A 17,499-nucleotide genomic window follows, 5' to 3' on the forward strand; every position below is an offset into this window, starting at 1 on the left:
GCGATGACTTTCAATTCCTGCTTGAACTCGTCCGCGTGCTTTTCTGATTCCTCGGCGGCGGGGCCATGGTGTGCGCGGGTAGCGTCGATGCCCACCGCATCGATGGCGCGGTCAACCCCGATGCCGTTGGTCAACTCCAGAATAGCCTCGACCGGGTTTTCCTTCTCGTAATTGATGACCTCCGCGCCCTGACGGCGGGCCATGGCGAGGCGATCCTCATGGCAGTCAACGGCGAACACGCGGCCCGCGTTCAGCAGCTTGGCGCTGGCAATGGCGAACTGCCCGACCGGCCCGCAGCCCAGCACCAATACCGTATCGCCCTTGGAGATCTCCGCCAACTTCGCCCCGAACCAGCCGGTGGGAAAGATGTCAGAGAGCAGAATGGCCTGATCGTCCGTCACATCGTCCGGCAGCTTCACCAACCCGGTATGAGCAAAGGGAATGCGCGCCTTTTCCGCCTGAAGGCCATCGAAACCGCCGGCGGCCTCCGGTCCGCCGAAGAATGCCGTGCCGGCACGCTTGCCGCCCGGATTGGCGATGTCGCACTGAGCGAAGTACCCTGAGCGGCAGTAGGAGCAGGCCCCGCACGCAATGGTGGAGGGGATGACCACCCGGTCTCCAGGCTCGAAATTGCGCACGTTGGGGCCGACTTCCTCAACCACGCCCACGCCCTCGTGCCCCAGAATGGTGCCCGGCTTCATGCCGCTGACCGTGCCGCGAATGAAATGCAGGTCCGTGCCGCAGATGGCGGAGGCGGTAAGGCGCACGATGGCGTCCGCCGGGTCCTGAATTTTCGGATCGGGCACCTCGTCGATGCGAATATCCCCAACTCCGTGAAAGACAATCGCTTTCATCGCAAGGCTCCACCGTCTGCCGTGACATCCTGCGCACAAGCGCGAAACAGAAGGCGCAGGCTCTGGGCTCAACGTGCCAGCGATGGCTGGGTTGCCTGACCGCACGGATGGATTCGCGGGTGTTTGGGCGGGTTGTCGTAACTAACGGCGGCCCGGTAAGCTTTGCTCTTGCGATGTTTGCCGGGGAGTCCGCCATCAACCGGCAAGGTCGCAGACCTCCAGATGTTGGAGCGTGCTGGATGGGCAGATCCCTCCAGCACGAAATGCTCCAGAAAACTTAAGCGACAGGATTTTCCGCCGTTGCTGCGGCGTAGCGTTCAAGTGCCTGGGCGAGGTCCGAGATCAGATCGTCCGGATCTTCAAGGCCAATGTGCAGGCGCAGCATCGGGTGGTCCGTATGCCAGCGGGTGGCGGTGCGGATGGAAGTGGGGTTGGTGGGCAGGATGAGGCTTTCATAACCACCCCACGAGAAGCCCATCTTGAAGAAGCGCATGTTGTCGACAAGCGCGGGCAGTTCGCGGCGCTGACCCCGGTTCAGCACGAAGGAGAACAGGCCGGTTGCGCCCTTGAAGTCTCGCTTCCAAAGGTCGTGGCCGGGGCAGCCGGGCAGCGCGGGGTGAATGACGCGTTCCACCAGCGGATGCTGGGCCAGCCACTCGGCGACCTTGAGGCCGCTGGCCTGATGGCGCTCGAGGCGCACCTGCAGCGTGCGCAGGCCGCGCAGGGCGAGCATGGCATCATCCGGTCCGGCGCACTGGCCCATGCGGTAGGTGGCGGCCTTCATGGCGGGCAGCCACTGCGCGTTGGCGGTGACGGAGCCCATCATCAGGTCCGAATGGCCGCCAATGTACTTGGTGAGCGCCTGCACGGACATGTCCACGCCCAGCGTCATGGCCTGGAGATAAAGTGGCGTTGCCCAGGTGTTGTCGAGGATGACCGCCGCGCCGTGGGCGTGGGCAATCTCGGCGATGGCCGGAATATCCTGCACCTCGAAGGTCAGCGAGCCGGGGGACTCCACGAACACGGCCCGGGTGGTGGGGCGGATCAGGTCCGCGATCCCGCTGCCGATGGTGGGGTCGTAATAGGTGGTCTCGACGCCGAGCGGGGCCAGAACCTTGTCGCAGAAGGTGCGGGTGGGCTCATAGACGCTGTCCACCATCAGGAGATGGTCGCCGGAGCCCTGAATGGTGGCGAGCAGCGCAGTGTTGATGGCGGCAACGCCCGAAGGGAAGATCTTGGTGCCCGCCGCGCCCGGTTCCAGCTCGGTCAGTGCCTCTTCCAGCGCCCAGGTGGTCGGGGTGCCGCGCCGGCCATAGTAGAGGCCGGAATCGGGCGAGCGGACGGCAGCATCGAAGGCTTCCAGCGTGGAGAACACGCAGGTGGAGGCGTGGTACACGGGCGGGTTCACCACGCCGTGGGTCCAATCCGGGCGACGCCCGGCCTCGATCAGTCTGGTTGCGGTTCGGTGTGCTGCCGTCTTCTCGGTCATTTGTCTCAAGCGCCTGTTACAACGAGCCAGTTACTGCGGGGGTGTCGGGCTGACTGCCCCACTCGGTCCACGACCCGTCATAAAGCGCAACCTTGTCATGGCCAAGCAGATGCAGGCCGAAAGTCAGCACTGCCGCCGTGATGCCGGACCCGCAGGTGGTGACCACCGGACGGGAGAGATCAACGCCGGTCTGCTCGAACGCGGCGCGCAACTCCTCGCCGCGCTTGAAGGTGCCGTCCTCGTTCAGCAGTTCCTTGTACGGCAGGTTGCGCGCACCGGGGATGTGGCCCGAGCGCAGGCCGGGGCGCGGCTCTGGTTCGCTGCCGGAGAAGCGGGAGGCGGCGCGGGCGTCCAGCACCTGCTCCGCCTTGGTGGTAAGGTTCGACTTCATCTGTGCCAGCGAGCGGACGGCCTTGTCGTCCATCCACGGCGTATAGTGGCGGTGGCGCACGATCGGCTTGCCGGATTCGACCGGGCGACCTTCCGACCGCCATTTCTGCAGGCCGCCGTCGAGAATGGCAACCTGGTGCGAGCCGAACACCCGCAGCATCCACCACACGCGGGCGGAGGAGCGCAGCTCGGAGTTGTCATAGACGACGATGCGGCTGCCATCGCCCAGACCCAGCGCCTGCATGCGGCTGGCAAACTTCTCGGGGGAGGGCAGCATGTGGGGCAGGCTGCTGGAGGTGTCTGCGATCTCGTCGATGTCGAAGAACACCGCGCCGGGAATGTGCGCCGCTTCGAATTCAGCGCGGGGCTGGCGATTGGCGGCGGGCATGTGCCAGCTCGCGTCCACAATGCGCAGGTCGCTGGCGCCAAGTTCCCGCGCCAGCCATTCGGTGCTAACCAGAGCATCCATGCCGGTTCTCCTCATGCCGATCGTCCTATGGTGTCGGCAGTGCGTGGTTTCAGTGTAAGGTCGTTTCAGGAAGGCCTGCCGGGGGCGGAGCGAACCTGACGCACTATCCATACAGGCAAACCACACCACACGGACTCATATTAAGGTGACACGTTCGACAGGTTTGACTTCACATTTTTACATCATTGACAGCCGCCATTTACAACTCGTGTAACAGGCCTGCGTGATTGGCGGCGGCATGGTGCGGGCGTGAGGCCGGGGGATTTGACCCGAAACGCCGGTGGGATTAAGCGGAGAGTATGACGACATCCCCCGACATGACGCCGCTTGAAGGCACCCAGCTTGGCAAGCAGACGCCGCTGCCCAACTCTCCCGAGGAAGCGCGGCTGGACTACGTGCCGAACCCCCGGCCGGGGCGCAACTATCTTGTGCGCTTCACCTGCCCGGAATTCACCTCGCTCTGCCCGGTGACGGGCCAGCCGGACTTCGCGCACATTGTCATCGACTATGTGCCGGACCAGTCCATCGTGGAAAGCAAGTCGCTGAAGCTGTTCCTGCACAGCTTCCGCAACCACCGCGGCTTCCATGAGGATTGCACGGTCGGCATTGCCGAGCGCCTGGCCACCGAGATGAAGCCGAAGTGGCTGCGTATTGGCGGCTACTGGTATCCGCGCGGTGGCATCCCCATCGACGTGTTCTGGCAGACCGGCCCGGCCCCCGCGGACGTCTGGGTGCCGGATCAGGGTGTGCCGGGCTATCGTGGCCGGGGTTGAGGCTCAACCCGAGGTGGAACCGGATGAAAGGGGCCCTGCGCCCCTTTCGCTTTTTTCACGCCGGTGCTCGCCCGCGCTGCGGTGTGCGCTACGATGGCCGGTTGCGGCGCGGCTTGGGGCAGCCTGATCTCCGCTTCAGCTTCCGCAGGATTCGGGGCCAGTGTCACAGCGCGCGGGCTCGTCAGGACGGCCAGTGCCTGCTGGATGATAAAGCTCGTCCATAACAGGATGCCCAGTTGCTTGAACGTGTCTTCTACAAGCAATTGAATGGTCAGGTTGGGCCAGTAAGGCTCGGTGAGATCCAGCCCCATGGAGATGGCAAGAGCAGATACCGCCGCTGCGGGCAGTACGGGTCGCTTCAAGAGTTGCCGTCGAAACGTGAAAGCGATGATCAGCGCCGAAAGGGCATAGAGAAGAAGCACCGCCTTCTGATCAATGTAGAGGTAGCGCGGCGCCACCACCTCATGCACCTGAAATACATCGTCAAGACACAGGATGAGGCTGAACAGGCCGATGCAGCGCAGGAGCGTCAACTTCTCCGGCTGGGTGGTTTCGTCCTCTGCGACGGCGACGGTAAACAGGGCGATGGCTGCGCCGGCCGCCCAAGTCAGAATGCCAATCTGGCTGATCGCACCGAGGTAGAAGGGCTGTGCGCCCCATTCGGCCCGGTCACGTAGCATGGCCTGCATGATTTTGTAATCATAGAGAAAAATCAAAACAAGCGCGGCAGCGAAGACAGCAAAACACGCAATGATCCTGAAAAGCCACTGTATATCTTCTGACTGGGCGGCTCGCACTCCAGACATTGGCATTCCCCTCTCTCGGTCGGGTTTCGTTGCGCATGTGGAGGGGAATGTACTGCAACAAGACCGTAATAGTCTCGCGGCCAATGGTGGGATATTGGCGCTGAGCTGATTCCAAAGCGCATCTACCGGAAACAAGCTTCAGCGGACGATCAGCCCCAGTTCTGCCAGCAGTTGCCCGGCCTGCTCCCGCGAGATTGTCGCGCCGCGGAACAGACCCGCATCCACCAGACGCAAGCCGCCAAGGTCTGCGCCGCGCAGGTCAGCGCCGTCGAAGTGGCAGCCGCCAAGGCTGGCCTCGCGCAGGCTGCAGTCCTCGAACATCGTTTGGCGGAAATCGCTCTTGCGCAGATCGGCCTGACTGAAATCGACCCGGCGCAGGGTAAGCTTGCGGAAGGAGAAAGCGGGTAGCTTGGCGTTGATCAGCAGAGTTTCCTCGAAAACTACATCCAGCGCCTTGGCATCACTGAGGTCTGCCCCTGTCAGCTTGCAGCCTCGGAACGATGCAGACCCGAGCCGGGCACGGCGAAAGGCAGCGTTGTTGAAGTCGCCGGACAAGAAGCGTGCTTCTGACAGGTCCGCGCCCGTAAAGTCGCTGAGCGCCCCCCGGCAGGATTGCCAGCGCGAACCTTCCAGCCTCGTCTCGGTGAAATTCGTCCGGCGCAGGGTGCAGCGCTCGAACGTCCAGCCGGCAAGATCGAGCCTCGACAGATCGGCTTCTTCCAGGTCGCAGTCGGTCAGGGCGCAAGGCTGGCCAGAGGCTGCAAGCGCCACGACATCGGCCCGTGACAGGGTTTTCTCGCGGATGTCGCGATCGGCAAAGATATCCTTGGTCATGCCGCCTGATAGCGCAGCGAGCGACGGGCTCCAACGCTCGGTTTGGGGAGTGTGAAAAGCTCCATGGCGGGCAGTCAGTATACGTGCGTCGAGAATTTCCAACGAATGCGAAGTAATTATGAGAAATAATGAAATTATATTTATTAATTTACTGCGTTTGTCGATCTCATTTACACCTAATTGATTTGATTTTTTGTAATGTTCTGAACACTAAATAAAAATTTTTCGGCACGGAATTTGCCTGAGGAAGGTTGAACATGGCTTTTTCAGGAGATGCACGTGAGAAAGTGGACGAGAGGCATTGTCGTGGCCGCTGGTTGTCTGGTTCTGGGGGCGGTTTCCGCCGAGGCGGCGGTGCTCTATGGTGTGACTGGCGATGGCGCGACGACACCTGAAAGCCTGTTCGTCATCAATCAGTCTGACGCATCTTCAACCTTCTTCATGGCGCTTGGCAACGGAGACGATGGAGAAACCATCGCCTACAATCCCAATGACGGCCTGATGTACCACGCTTCCGGTATCAGCGATGGGGATCGCTTCTGGGAAGCCATCAATCTCAACACCAGGACCATTGTGCTCTCGACCCAGTTTGTCGGCCCGAACGTGGACGATGAGACGCTTGCGATCACCTACAATCCGAACACCGGGAATTTTCTGGCGGTGGATCGGGATGACGAGTTCTTTGATGTAACTCCGCTTGGGGCGGCGACAGATATCGGCGACGTTGAGGACAACCTCAAAGGCCTCGCCTTCGTGGGCGATACGCTCTACGGCGCGGAAGTCTTCAGCAGCGATCTGCATGTGCTCGACCCAACGAACGGCGCAACCCTTCTGACAGTGGGCGTCACACTGCCGGGCTTCGAGGTGCTTGGGCTCAACGGCCTTGCCACCGATCCTGACACGGGAGAGCTGTGGGGCATCGTCCGTGCGAATTCCGACGAAGGCGACACGTTTCGGTTCCTGGCCCTGATCGATCCCTTGACCGGGATCGCAACCTCCGTGGGGGCGCTGGGAGACAATTTCGCCGGGATCGCTTTCGTCCCGAGCGCAGTGCCTGAACCGGCTGCTCTTGGTCTGCTGGGTCTCGGCATTCTTGGTATCGCCGGTCTGCGCCGCCGCAAAGCCGCGTAGGTGCAATCAGGCGGTGCAAAACAGAGCGGCGGCTTGGGTTAAGGGCCGCCGCTCTGCCAAGGGATCAGGGAATCCCGATCAGCTTGTGCGTCTGGAGGGAAAGGCGCCAGCGGGGATGGGTGAGGCAGTACTCGGTCGCGGCCTGTGTGTTGGCAAGGCGATCGGGTCCATCCATCGGCTGCAGGAAGAAGTGTTCGAAATCGAGCGCTTCGAACTGGACAGGGTCGCCGCCTGCCTGCGGATAGACCAGTTTCAGCTCGCTGCCCTTGCGCACGATCATGTCTGAGCCGAGCTTGGGACTGACGCACACCCAGTCGATGCCCTCGGGCACTTCCTGCGTGCCATTGGTCTCGATAGCGATGGCGAAGCCGCGCGCGTGGAGGGCGTTAATGAGCGGGGCGTCCAATTGCAGCAGCGGCTCGCCGCCAGTGCAGACCACGTAGCGGTGTTCCGTGGTTGGACCCCATGCGGCTTCCACGGCGTCGACGAGGGCTTCAGGCGTCGTGAACTTGCCGCCGCCGGGGCCATCCGTGCCGATGAAGTCCGTATCGCAGAACTGGCAGATGGCTTTTGCCCGGTCTTCCTCGCGGCCGGTCCACAGGTTGCAGCCCGCAAAACGCACGAAGACGGCGCGGCGTCCGGTGTGTGCGCCTTCGCCCTGAAGGGTAAGAAACAGTTCCTTGACGGTGTAAACCATTGCCAGACCTATTTATACCGGCTCGCAGGCGTAACGGGTGGGGTCGGGCACGCCTGCATCTGCAAAGCCGCGGCGGCGGAGCTTGCAGGCGTCGCACTGGCCGCAGTGCAGGCCCTCGGGCGTCGGGTCGTAGCAGCTCCACGTCAGGCCGTAGTCCAGGCCCAGCGCCACGCCGGTCTTGATGGTGTCGGCCTTGGTTTTCTCGATCAAGGGGGTGTGGACGGTCAGCTTCCATGTGCCCTCCACGCCGCGCTTGGTGGCCTGCATCGCCATCGCCTCGAAGGCGCGGATGAAGTCGGGGCGGCAGTCCGGGTAGCCGGAGTAGTCGAGCGCATTGACGCCGATGAAGATGTCCTCCGCGCCGATCACTTCCGCCCAGCCGAGCGCGAGGCTCAGGAACACGGTGTTGCGGGCGGGTACGTAGGTGATGGGAATCTCGTCCGCCATCTCGTCTTCATTGCGGCCCTTAGGCACGGCAATGTCGGCGGTGAGGGCCGAGCCGCCGAAGGCGGACAGGTTCACCGGCAGCTCGACATGCCCCTTCGCGCCGAACACATCGGCCAGCTTGCGGGCGGAGTTCAGCTCGATCCGGTTGCGCTGATTGTAATTAATGGTCAGCGCGTAGATGTCGTAGCCCTCGGCTTTCGCGATGGCGGCACAGGTGGCCGAATCCAGACCACCACTCAGGAGAACAACAGCGGCTTTTGTCATACTGGTTCCTATGCGCCCTGCGCGCCTGTGGGGCAAGGGGGCGCGGCGTGCCTTACGTCTCTGCAGCCGGAACAAGCGGTGCGATTGCATCCAGCGTGAGGCGGAAGGGAGCCCGCACCTTGTCGAGCGGGCGCTGGATGGCATCGCCGCTCAGCAGGTCGAACCCGGCACTGGCGGCAGCACTGGCAGCGGCAGGTGTCGAGATGGCATGGACATAGCAGCGCATGCCGCTTTTGCGGGCGGCCTCGGCAAACAGCTCGGCGGTGAAGGCGAAGCGTGCGGGGCTGACGTGGCGGGCATCGAAGCCGACGGCGCTGAAGCCAGCATCCTTGATGTTGCGCACGGCAGCGGGCAGGGGCGGAACCTGCGCCCAGACAGTGCGGCAGAAGGGCTTCAGCCAGTGGCGGATTTCGTATGCGGTGTGCGGCGGCAGCCCTTCGGCAATGCCGCTGACCTCCACGATGAGATGGCGGGCGGCGGCACGCGGCAGGCTGGCGCACAGGCCGAGAAACTCCTGCCGGGCCTCCCGGTTGACCATGGTGGTGTAATGGACCGGACAGATGATGACACTGGGTGCATTGCGGCGGCCGAGACGCTGAACCTCTGCATGCACTCGGGCCAGGGTTGCGAGATCGAACTCGTAGGTGTCGCGCGGCGCGGTGGCGCGGCGGAGAATATCGTGGCCGTACAGTACGTCGCGCGGGTCCAGGATCAGCCGCATGCGTGCATAATAGGACGACACGGCATTGCGACGGACCGCCCATAGCGGCGTGAAGGTGAGGGAAGACTGCCCCGCCGGGCGCGCTGGCCCAGGAAATTTGGCCGGATGCGGCCGAGCGGGGAGCGCAGTCTCCGGCCGGGCGGGAGACGTGGCCTCTGACTCTGGGCGCGGCGTGGACGGAAGCCAGGGAAGATCGTCATCGCACAGCGAGGCTGCATCTTGCGCGACGGCCGCGAACTGGCGCTCAAGCAGATCATCAAGATCAGCCAGAGGCTCGATTACGCCTGCTTCCAGATTGATGGTGAGCATGGAGACGTCGAGCTTGTCGTCCGCCTCGCTCATGCCGAAGAGCTGCTGCCAGATCTCCTCGGCAAGGAAATGCGCCTTGATGCGGGCTTCATCGTGGCTGAGGCCCGCGAAGATTACGAGGTAAACCAGCTCGCCATAGCGCCGGAACATGTCGCTCGGACCGAGACGACGGCGGAAGGTAGTCTCGATCACCTCGGGCACGCGCGCCGCGAACTGGGGCCAGTGATCGCCCATCTGCTCCTGCACCGCCTGAAAGCCGAGAACCTGCAGCCGTCCAAGGGCCAGCTGGCCGTATTCCTGGGCCAGTTCCTTCAGATGGTTGGCAAATTGAGAGGGTTCGTCGCTTTCGATGGGCGCACCGGTGCTGACTGCCGCCCCATCTCCGGCCCCGTCCCCAGCCAAGGCATCCCGGTTGAAAAGCAGCGAGCGAATCCGCTGGCTGATGCTGGTCAGATCAGGCGCGCTCATGGACGCGCTCATGGGGCAGGGGGAACGTGCCGTGGGCGATCATACCAAGGTGAGGCTGTGCAGCGCCCATAGCAGAGAAAATCCACCATACATGTCTGGTCAGGTGGGTCAGGCTAAGGCGCAAAGCGCCAAGAAACCATTAAATTCTGCACTTGGCCGGGAGGGCCGGGCGATTGGCGGCTGGCCTCAGGCGGAGATGTTCAGGAGGCGGCCCTTGGCGGAATGGGCAGATGCGCGAGCTTCGCCAATTCGATCGATATAGAAGGCGCGGGCCCGTTCCTGCGGATCAGCCTCTGCTGCCGTTACAGCCGGCACCTGCCGCAGACGATCCGGCCGGGCGACGGCGGTGAGACCGTACCGGTGCGGGGCAGGAAGGGCCGGGGTCACTTTCAGCATGGGCAGACCTTAACAGTTTGGTAACAAGTTGTTAAGCAATTGCCGGGCCAAATGGTTCCATGAACTGATAAATCAATAACTTGATTGATTAACGAGAGCGACGGAATCATTGCGGATGTAAAATTTGCCGACAGGTTGTGGTTCCCAGGCGCGGCGCAGGGCGAGAGCAAGGCAGTCTCAGATGCACCTGGCGCGACTTGCCCTGCAAAAACAGTTGAACAAGAGGGTGAAAAAGCCCTAACCCAACAGTATGAAGCGCACTCATCTTCCGCTGAATGCCTTGCGTGTCTTCGACGCGGCGGCCCGTCACCTGTCCTTCACCAAGGCTGCCGATGAACTTGCGGTCACGCCCGCGGCTGTTGGCCAGCATATCCGGGCGCTGGAGGACCTGCTTGGCGTCATCCTGTTCAAGCGATTGGGGCGCAATCTGGCACTGACGCCCGAGGCCGAGCGCGCTCTGCCGCCGCTGCGGGACGGTTTCCTGAAGTTCGAGGAGGCAGTGCGTACTCTTCAGGTGGCGCAGACATCGAAGTCGCTCACCATCAGCGTGCCGCCGTCTTTTGCCGCCAAATGGCTGGTGCCGAGGATTGAGCGCTTCGTGGAGCAGCACCCGGAAATGCAAGTGCGCATCTTCGCCGCCATGCAACTGGTGGACTTCAATCAGGAAAACATCGACCTCGCCATTCGTTTCGGGCGTGGCGATTACCCGGAGTTGATGAGCGAGAAGCTGCTGGACGAGCATGTGTACCCGGCCTGCGCGCCCTCGCTGCTGGAGCGCTTCCCGATCAAGACGGCAAATGACCTCGTGAATTTGCCACTCATTCATGACGAAGCCGCCGATGTGGACGATGGCTGTCCCAACTGGGCGATGTGGATGAAGGCCGCGGGCGTCGATCACCCGGATCCTGAGCGGGGCCTGCACTTCAACCAGTCTTCTCTGGCCATCGAGGCCGCAACGGCCGGCAAGGGCGTGGTGCTGGCCAAGGCTGCGATTGCCGCCGCCGACATCGAGGCCGGGCGGCTTGTGCGCCTGTTCGACAGTACTCATGCTGTGGAGTTCGGCTACCACCTTGTCGCCCCGGAGCCGCAGTGGCGGCTAAAGAAGGTGCAGACCTTCATCAAGTGGGTGAAGGCGGAAGCCGCAGCGCATCAGGGTTGAGGGCCGCTTGGTCCACGCGAGGGCGCGAGATCCCCGCTGACAAACCGGATTTTCAAGCTGTGCACTGCCCTTGCCAACCGTGCCGGATGCGTCACAATGACGGGCATCAGGCAGGGGAGACATGCACATGGGTTCAACCTTCTTCATCGTTCTGGCGATCGTGGCCATCGTTGTGGTGGCCAAGGGCGTGGTTACGGTCCGGCAGGGCTTCGAGTACACCGTCGAACGGTTCGGACGCTTCACCAAGACGCTGACGCCGGGCTTCCATCTCATCATCCCCTTCGTTGACAGCATCGGGCGGCGCATCAACATGATGGAGCAGGTGCTGGACATTCCGGGGCAGGAGATCATCACTCGCGACAACGCCATGGTGGGCGTGGACGGCGTGGTGTTCTTCCAGGTGCTGGACTCGGCCAAGGCGGCTTACGAGGTGTCTGACCTCATGAACGCCATCATGAACCTGACCACCACCAACCTGCGCACGGTGATGGGCTCGATGGATCTGGACGAGACGCTCTCGCAGCGTGACGCCATCAACGCGCGCCTGCTGACGGTGGTGGACAAGGCCACCCATAGCTGGGGCGTGAAGGTGACGCGCGTGGAGGTCAAGGATATCCGTCCGCCGCAGGATATTGTGAACGCCATGGCCCGCCAGATGAAGGCCGAGCGCGAGAAGCGCGCCGCCATTCTTGAGGCGGAGGGCCAGCGGAACTCGGAAATCCTGCGGGCCGAGGGTGCCAAGCAGTCCCAGATTCTGGAAGCCGAAGGCCGCCGCGAGGCTGCGTTCCGTGACGCCGAGGCTCGCGAGCGTGCAGCAGAGGCCGAAGCCAAGGCGACCGAACTGGTGAGCGAGGCCATTGCCAAGGGCAGCGCGCAGGCGATCAACTACTTCGTTGCCCAGAAATATGTGGAGGCCATGACCGCTTTCGCCGACAGCCGCAACAGCAAGGTCATCTTCATGCCGATGGAGGCCTCCGCGCTTGTCGGCTCGCTGGGCGGCATCGGCGAACTGGTGAAGGCGGTGGCGAGCGAGGGGGCGCCGGGCGCTCCACAGGCCGCAACCGGCCTGCCGCGCACCCGCGACCAGTGAGGCGGCCATGAATCTGGAGCCGATGGCCGGTTTCTTAACCTTCTGGGCGTGGTGGGTTGCGGCGCTGGTGCTGGCGGCGGTGGAAACCGTCGCCCCCGGTGCGTTCATGCTCTGGCTGGGCATTGCCGCAGGCCTGACCGGGTTCGTCACGCTGGCGACGGGTCTGGGCTGGGAGGGCCAGCTGGCGGTGTTCGCCATCCTCGCCATCGTCTCCGTGCTGTGGGGCCGGAAGTGGGCGAAGCGGCATCAGGGCAGCGGGCCGAGCAGCGTCAGCCGCCGTGCGGACCAGTTGCCGGGCCGCGCCGTGGTGCTGGTGGAGCCCATTCTCCATGGCACTGGCCGGGCGGAGCTGGACGATACGGTATGGCTGGTCACAGGGCCGGACGCCCCGGCAGGCACGGTGATGCGTATTGTGCGAACCGAAGGGGCCACGTTGATCGTTGAGCACATCGGATAGCGGAAGCCCCAGGCAAGAGGCGCGACGATGAGCGGAAATGCGGACGATCAATTCCAGGCGCTGATGCTGACGAAAGACGGCGCGGCGATGAAGGCTGACCTCGTTACCCTTGGCGAGGATGCGCTGATGGAAGGCGACGTGGTGGTGGACGTCAGCCATTCATGCATGAACTACAAGGACGGCCTCGCCATCACTGGCGCAGCGCCCATCGCCCGGACATTTCCCATGATCCCCGGTATTGATCTGGCGGGGCGGGTGCGTTCCTCCGCACACCCCGACTTCAAGCCGGGCGATGCGGTGGTTCTGAATGGCTACGGCTTGGGCGAAACCCATTACGGCGGCTATGCCAGCCGCGCCCGCGTGCACGGCAAGTGGCTGGTGCCGCTGGAGAATATCACTCCGTTCGAGGCCATGGCGATCGGCACGGCGGGCTATACCGCCATGCTGTGCGTGATGGCGCTGGAGCGGCACGGAGTTCATCAGACCGAGGGGCAGGTGCTGGTCACCGGCGCGGCGGGTGGCGTCGGCAGTGTTGCCATCTCCCTGCTCTGTGCCCTTGGCTACTCGGTTGCAGCCTCCACCGGACGGCCGGAGGAGGCCGATTATCTCAAGTCTCTCGGCGCGGACGAGATCATCGACCGCAATGAGCTTGCCGGGCCGGGCAAGCCGCTGGGCAAGGAGCGGTGGATCGGCGCAATCGATACGGTTGGCTCATATACGCTTGCCAATGTGTTGGCCCAGACCCGCTACGGCGGATGCGTTGCGGCCTGCGGACTGGCGCAAGGAGCGGATCTGCCGGTGACGGTGATGCCGTTTATCCTGCGCTCGGTCACGCTGGCAGGGGTCGATTCCGTTCAGGCCCCGATGGGCCTGCGCCGCGAAGCCTGGCTGCGCCTCGATCAGCTTATCGACCGGGAGAAGCTCAAGACCATGACCCGCACAGTTCAACTGGCGGACGTGCCTGCCCTTGCGCCCGATTTCCTTGCCGGCAAGGTGAAAGGCCGAGTGGTGGTGGAGATGCACTGAGGGCATCGAGGGACTTAAAATCCCTTGCTTGCGCTATTTTACCGGCTGTTTCTGTCTTTCCGCGATGTGCGTGCGTACGAAGGCGACGCGCTCCGGGACGGACGCGAGCGGCAGCGTGACCAGGGTATAGCCGAGGCTGGCGTAGACTGACGCCATGGCCTGATATGTGGCCTCCGCTTCCTCCGGGCTTTGCTTCCGCTCTGCGTCCTGCGCGAAGATTTCCGACCAGTGTGGGGCGATGAAGACCGTCCGGTTATATCGAAAAACCTCGGCCGCCCGCTGCACGTGTGGCGGCACCGGTAAGCGGCAAAGCGTAAGATAGCCGATCACATCCGGCACGCCGCGATCAAGAACAACGGGGCCTGGCAGTGCGCGTGCCTCCCGATGGGAGCGCAGTTCCCACGCCAGCATCAGTTCAGCGAAGGCGGCCCGGTCGCCCCAGGGCAAGGCGCTGCCGCCGATGGCGACCTGATCCTGAATGATGGCGCGTCCCGCCTCGGGCATATGGCTGAAGCCGACGTTGGCCAGAGCGTTGACGAGACTGCTCTTGCCTGAGCCGGGACCGCCCGTGATCACGAAGAGGTGGTCAGTCATAACCGTTCCATCCGTGGCTGTTGTTCATCCTGCCCGCCACTGTGTTGATCCTCCGGTCCGCTAATTGAATAGCGAGGCGAAGCGTGACTGCCCGTTTTTTAATCAAATGGTACTCAGCCTTTTAAATACAGATGCTTAGTCCTGTTGTGCTTGCGGAATGTACATGGTTATCCACAGTTGTTGTGGACAAACCCCGCCTGGGTCTGTGTTGCACCGATTGCCAACGTCAAAGCCCCGATCGGGTGGGCAGATCGGGGCTCTGGTGTCTCTCGCTGGGTGCGCTGCGCTTTATCGGCGTTGTTTCAGGCGATGCGCGGGGCGAGGAGGGCCATCAGGCGTTCGCAGCCGAGGGCGTCTTCTTCGTCGAAGCGGGAAGGGCTGGGGCTGTCCAGGTCGAGCACGCCGATGATGCGGCCCTCGTGGGAGATCGGCACGACCAGTTCGCTGCGTGAGGCGCTGTCGCATGCAATGTGGCCGGGGAAGGCGTGCACGTCCGGAACGCACTGGGTTGCGTTCTCGGCGACGGCGGTGCCGCAGACACCCTTGCCGATGGCAATGCGGATGCAGGCCGGGCGGCCGATGAAGGGGCCGAGTACCAGCACGCCGTCAATCAGGCGGTAGAATCCGGCCCAGTTGAGGTCGGGCAGGCTGTGAAAGATCAGGGACGCAGCATTGGCCATGTTTGCAATCGGATCGGGCTCGCCGCTGGTCAGGCCATCAAGCTGGGTCAGCAGTTCCGCATAGCTGTCCGTCTTGTTCTCGCTGAGAGCTTTCACTTCAAACATGCCGTGTTCCATCTGTTGCAGGGCGGGGCAGCCCGCCGAATCCGGAAAGCCAGCAGATACGACGTGATTTCAGTTGTAACAAGCGCGGCGGAGCAGGCTGACCAGGACGATCAGTGGCCTGTTTGTCCAGTCAAAAGCGGACGGGCCCACAGTCGGCTTTAAACGCTCACTGAGAGGTTTTTGCCTATCTCGGCTAGGGGTGTAGCGCGAGGGTTTGGAATCGCACTGCAAGGGGTGCTCACGGGCGATTGCGGAGCATTGCCAAGCCTGACCATGCTCCGTGTCACGTTCGGGTGCTGATGAAGCGCCTTAGCCCGGCTGCTTGGTGATCTTGCGCGGGTTGATGCCTGCGGCCACCAGAACCTGCTCGGCGGCCTGATTTTTCGGCAGCGAGCGGAACTTCTCCACTTCGCCTTTGAAGCGGGCCAGTTCCGAGCCCTTCAGCGAAGAGCCGGTGGGGATGGCGGTGCCAGCCGGATTGATCGCCTTGCCGCCCTTGTAGATTTCGTAGTGCAGGTGCGGACCGGAAGACAGGCCGGTGGTGCCGACGTAGCCGATGACCTCGCCCTGCGCGACCTGAATGCCGCGGCGAATGCCGGCCTTGAAGCCCTTCATGTGGGCGTAGGCGGTCTCATAGCCATTGGAGTGGCGAATCTTGACGTAGTTGCCATAGCCGCCATGGCGGCCGGCAAACACCACCGTGCCCGAGCCTGCCGCCATGATCGGCGTGCCGGTGGGAGCGGCGAAGTCCATGCCCTTGTGCATGCGGGTGTAGCCCAGCACCGGGTGGCGACGGACGCCGAACTGGGAAGAAATACGTGCGCCGTCAACAGGGGTGCGCATCAGCAGTTTCTGGATGGAAGCGCCGTCCGGGTGGAAGAACTGGCCACGCTCGCCCTTGGGCTGAAACCAGGTCAACTCCACGTCCTTGCGCTTGCCGCCACGCTCGAGGCGAGCATAGAGCAGGCGGCCGGTCTTCTCTTCGCCGGTCTCGGCCACTTCACGCTCGTAAACGAAGCTGAAGCGATCGCTGGAGGCCACTTCGCGGGCGAAGTCCACACCGAACGACAGCGCCTTGATGTACTGGGCGACGATGCTGGAAGGCACGCCCAGCTTGCGGGCCGAGACGTAGAGGCTGCCGCCCACTTCGCCTTCCACGCGGGCCGGCGCCTTCACCACCTTGATATCCATGGACTTGGCCATGAAGTCTCCGCCAACTTTGGCGACCTGCACATGCTGGTCGAAGGAGGGGCGGAAGGAGAGCATCTCGAGCGGACGGGGGTCCTTGCTGGAGACGCGGCGGCCGAGGGTCATCTGGAGCGTGGAGCCGCGCGGCGGGTCCTTCAGTTCGGCTGCCGGGCCGACGGCTTCGGCGATCTTGCGTGCATCCGTGCGGGAGACGCCGGCACGGCGCAGTATGGTTTCGAGGGAACCACCGCGGGCCAGCGGCACTTCCTTATGTACAGTGTCCGGCTCGGGTTCCTCGGCGATCGTCTTGGCCAGCGGAAGCATCGGCACGCGCTCGCCGGTCTGCGCGCCGGACATCAGCGGTCCGATGACGGACGGCTGATAAACTTCGATCTGCTGGGCAGTGACGATGGAAGAGGTGGTGGTGGCAGGCAGGGGCTGAATTGGATTGGTGAAGGCGAGCCAGCTCGCGGCGGTCAGCAGACCGCCGAGCGTGACCAGGCCGCGCCACCAGCGAAGGGATCCGATCTGATGGCCGAGATCAACGGCCAGATCGAATTCACCTGCTTCCAAAGGCGCAATGCCAATAGTGTCCGTTTCGCTTTGTGCAAGCGCTACGAGGCCCGTTTTCAGCAAACCCCAGTCTCCCTGAGTCCCTGCACGACTCACCCGCCCAATCGAAGAGACAGGTAATCCAAAACACGACAGCTGCGAAAACTGTCCCGCTTGAGTGCCGATGTCAACCAATAGCCAAGCTGATAGCGGGAGAAAATTTCTACTCTTGAGGTAAACAAACTCTTAATATTCCGTCCGCCATACGACATCCGGATTTTGATACGGCGAAACGTACAATATCTTTGCCGAGCGACCCTTGCATTGCGTTGGGGGGGATATCAGATTCCGAAGTGATATGGGTGCAATGGGTTCGAGCAAGGTTACGGCCGTCCTGGGGCCGACAAACACCGGGAAAACCCACCTGGCGGTTGAGCGTTTGTGCGCCCACTCCTCTGGAATGATTGGTTTTCCGCTGCGTCTTCTGGCGCGGGAGGTCTATGACCGCGTGGTCACACTCAAGGGGGCTGACCAAGTCGCCTTGATTACCGGCGAGGAGCGAATCGTCCCGCCGAACGCACGTTATTTCCTCTGCACCGC

At 62.9% G+C, this 17,499-nt stretch carries 19 protein-coding genes; 7 read left to right on the forward strand and 12 right to left on the reverse strand.

Annotation, left to right across the window (positions count from 1 at the left end; translation table 11 throughout):
* The 3 genes from VIG90_RS19475 to sseA all read right to left on the reverse strand — a co-directional run.
* On the reverse strand, positions 1 to 854 hold an 854-nt coding region (locus tag VIG90_RS19475; RefSeq protein WP_331595183.1), incomplete at its 3' end, for an alcohol dehydrogenase catalytic domain-containing protein.
* 277 nt (positions 855 to 1,131) lie between these two features.
* Positions 1,132 to 2,343: a cystathionine beta-lyase gene (gene metC, locus VIG90_RS19480; RefSeq protein WP_331595184.1), complete on the reverse strand. Its 1,212-nt coding sequence runs from the start codon at positions 2,341 to 2,343 to the stop codon at positions 1,132 to 1,134.
* A gap of 16 nt (positions 2,344 to 2,359) precedes the next feature.
* On the reverse strand, positions 2,360 to 3,202 hold the full coding sequence (gene sseA, locus VIG90_RS19485) for a 3-mercaptopyruvate sulfurtransferase (RefSeq protein ID WP_331595185.1): 843 nt from the start codon (positions 3,200 to 3,202) through the stop codon (positions 2,360 to 2,362).
* Positions 3,203 to 3,501: 299 nt separating this feature from the next.
* Between sseA and queF the strand changes: the two genes are divergently transcribed.
* Positions 3,502 to 3,975 carry a preQ(1) synthase gene (queF, locus tag VIG90_RS19490; RefSeq protein ID WP_331595186.1) on the forward strand — a complete coding sequence of 158 codons (474 nt, stop codon included), beginning with the start codon at positions 3,502 to 3,504 and terminating at the stop codon, positions 3,973 to 3,975.
* Here queF and VIG90_RS19495 read toward each other — a convergent pair.
* On the reverse strand, positions 3,957 to 4,781 hold the full coding sequence (locus VIG90_RS19495) for a hypothetical protein (RefSeq protein WP_331595187.1): 825 nt from the start codon (positions 4,779 to 4,781) through the stop codon (positions 3,957 to 3,959). The genes queF and VIG90_RS19495 overlap by 19 nt on opposite strands.
* A 138-nt stretch (positions 4,782 to 4,919) precedes the next feature.
* Positions 4,920 to 5,615: a pentapeptide repeat-containing protein gene (locus VIG90_RS19500; RefSeq protein ID WP_331595188.1), complete on the reverse strand. Its 696-nt coding sequence runs from the start codon at positions 5,613 to 5,615 to the stop codon at positions 4,920 to 4,922.
* 279 nt (positions 5,616 to 5,894) lie between these two features.
* On the opposite strand from VIG90_RS19500, the gene VIG90_RS19505 reads away from it, so the two are divergent.
* Positions 5,895 to 6,746, forward strand: coding sequence for a PEP-CTERM sorting domain-containing protein (locus VIG90_RS19505; RefSeq protein WP_331595189.1), 852 nt, complete (start codon positions 5,895 to 5,897; stop codon positions 6,744 to 6,746).
* 64 nt (positions 6,747 to 6,810) lie between these two features.
* Here the strand turns inward: VIG90_RS19505 and queE are convergent, their stop codons facing one another.
* The 4 genes from queE to VIG90_RS19525 all read right to left on the reverse strand — a co-directional run bounded on the left by queE (position 6,811) and on the right by VIG90_RS19525 (position 10,048).
* The gene (gene queE, locus VIG90_RS19510) at positions 6,811 to 7,443 is read right to left on the reverse strand and encodes a 7-carboxy-7-deazaguanine synthase (RefSeq protein WP_331595190.1); all 633 of its coding nucleotides are present in this window, start codon (positions 7,441 to 7,443) and stop codon (positions 6,811 to 6,813) included.
* Positions 7,444 to 7,455: 12 nt separating this feature from the next.
* Positions 7,456 to 8,154 (reverse strand): 7-cyano-7-deazaguanine synthase QueC, encoded by a 699-nt coding sequence (gene queC, locus VIG90_RS19515; RefSeq protein WP_331595191.1) that lies wholly within the window; start codon positions 8,152 to 8,154, stop codon positions 7,456 to 7,458.
* Between the two features lie 52 nt (positions 8,155 to 8,206).
* Entirely contained in the window at positions 8,207 to 9,652 is a 1,446-nt protein-coding gene (locus VIG90_RS19520) for a hypothetical protein (protein ID WP_331595192.1), read from the reverse strand.
* A gap of 186 nt (positions 9,653 to 9,838) precedes the next feature.
* A complete protein-coding gene (locus VIG90_RS19525) occupies positions 9,839 to 10,048 on the reverse strand; it encodes a hypothetical protein (RefSeq protein WP_331595193.1) in 210 nt (69 codons plus the stop codon).
* 250 nt (positions 10,049 to 10,298) lie between these two features.
* Here VIG90_RS19525 and gcvA point away from each other — a divergent pair, with 250 nt between their 5' ends.
* From gcvA to VIG90_RS19545, 4 genes are all read left to right on the forward strand, one after another.
* The gene (gene gcvA / locus VIG90_RS19530; RefSeq protein ID WP_331595194.1) at positions 10,299 to 11,207 is read left to right on the forward strand and encodes a transcriptional regulator GcvA; all 909 of its coding nucleotides are present in this window, start codon (positions 10,299 to 10,301) and stop codon (positions 11,205 to 11,207) included.
* Positions 11,208 to 11,334: 127 nt separating this feature from the next.
* On the forward strand, positions 11,335 to 12,297 hold the full coding sequence (locus tag VIG90_RS19535) for an SPFH domain-containing protein (protein ID WP_331595195.1): 963 nt from the start codon (positions 11,335 to 11,337) through the stop codon (positions 12,295 to 12,297).
* A 7-nt stretch (positions 12,298 to 12,304) separates the two neighbouring features.
* The gene (locus tag VIG90_RS19540) at positions 12,305 to 12,754 is read left to right on the forward strand and encodes an NfeD family protein (protein WP_331595196.1); all 450 of its coding nucleotides are present in this window, start codon (positions 12,305 to 12,307) and stop codon (positions 12,752 to 12,754) included.
* Positions 12,755 to 12,781: 27 nt separating this feature from the next.
* Positions 12,782 to 13,780, forward strand: coding sequence for an MDR family oxidoreductase (locus VIG90_RS19545; RefSeq protein ID WP_331595197.1), 999 nt, complete (start codon positions 12,782 to 12,784; stop codon positions 13,778 to 13,780).
* A gap of 33 nt (positions 13,781 to 13,813) precedes the next feature.
* Here VIG90_RS19545 and VIG90_RS19550 read toward each other — a convergent pair whose 3' ends face one another.
* The 3 genes from VIG90_RS19550 to VIG90_RS19560 all read right to left on the reverse strand — a co-directional run bounded on the left by VIG90_RS19550 (position 13,814) and on the right by VIG90_RS19560 (position 16,983).
* On the reverse strand, positions 13,814 to 14,374 hold the full coding sequence (locus tag VIG90_RS19550) for an AAA family ATPase (protein ID WP_331595198.1): 561 nt from the start codon (positions 14,372 to 14,374) through the stop codon (positions 13,814 to 13,816).
* 302 nt (positions 14,375 to 14,676) lie between these two features.
* On the reverse strand, positions 14,677 to 15,159 hold the full coding sequence (locus tag VIG90_RS19555) for a GAF domain-containing protein (RefSeq protein ID WP_331595199.1): 483 nt from the start codon (positions 15,157 to 15,159) through the stop codon (positions 14,677 to 14,679).
* Positions 15,160 to 15,468: 309 nt separating this feature from the next.
* Positions 15,469 to 16,983: a M23 family metallopeptidase gene (locus VIG90_RS19560; RefSeq protein WP_331595200.1), complete on the reverse strand. Its 1,515-nt coding sequence runs from the start codon at positions 16,981 to 16,983 to the stop codon at positions 15,469 to 15,471.
* A gap of 283 nt (positions 16,984 to 17,266) precedes the next feature.
* Between VIG90_RS19560 and VIG90_RS19565 the strand changes: the two genes are divergently transcribed.
* Positions 17,267 to 17,499, forward strand: a 233-nt coding sequence (locus VIG90_RS19565) for a hypothetical protein (RefSeq protein ID WP_331595201.1), incomplete at its 3' end; no start/stop codon positions are given.

The sequence above is a fragment of the Pedomonas sp. genome (assembly GCF_036515995.1).
In the GTDB taxonomy this organism is placed as follows: domain Bacteria; phylum Pseudomonadota; class Alphaproteobacteria; order Sphingomonadales; family Sphingomonadaceae; genus Pedomonas.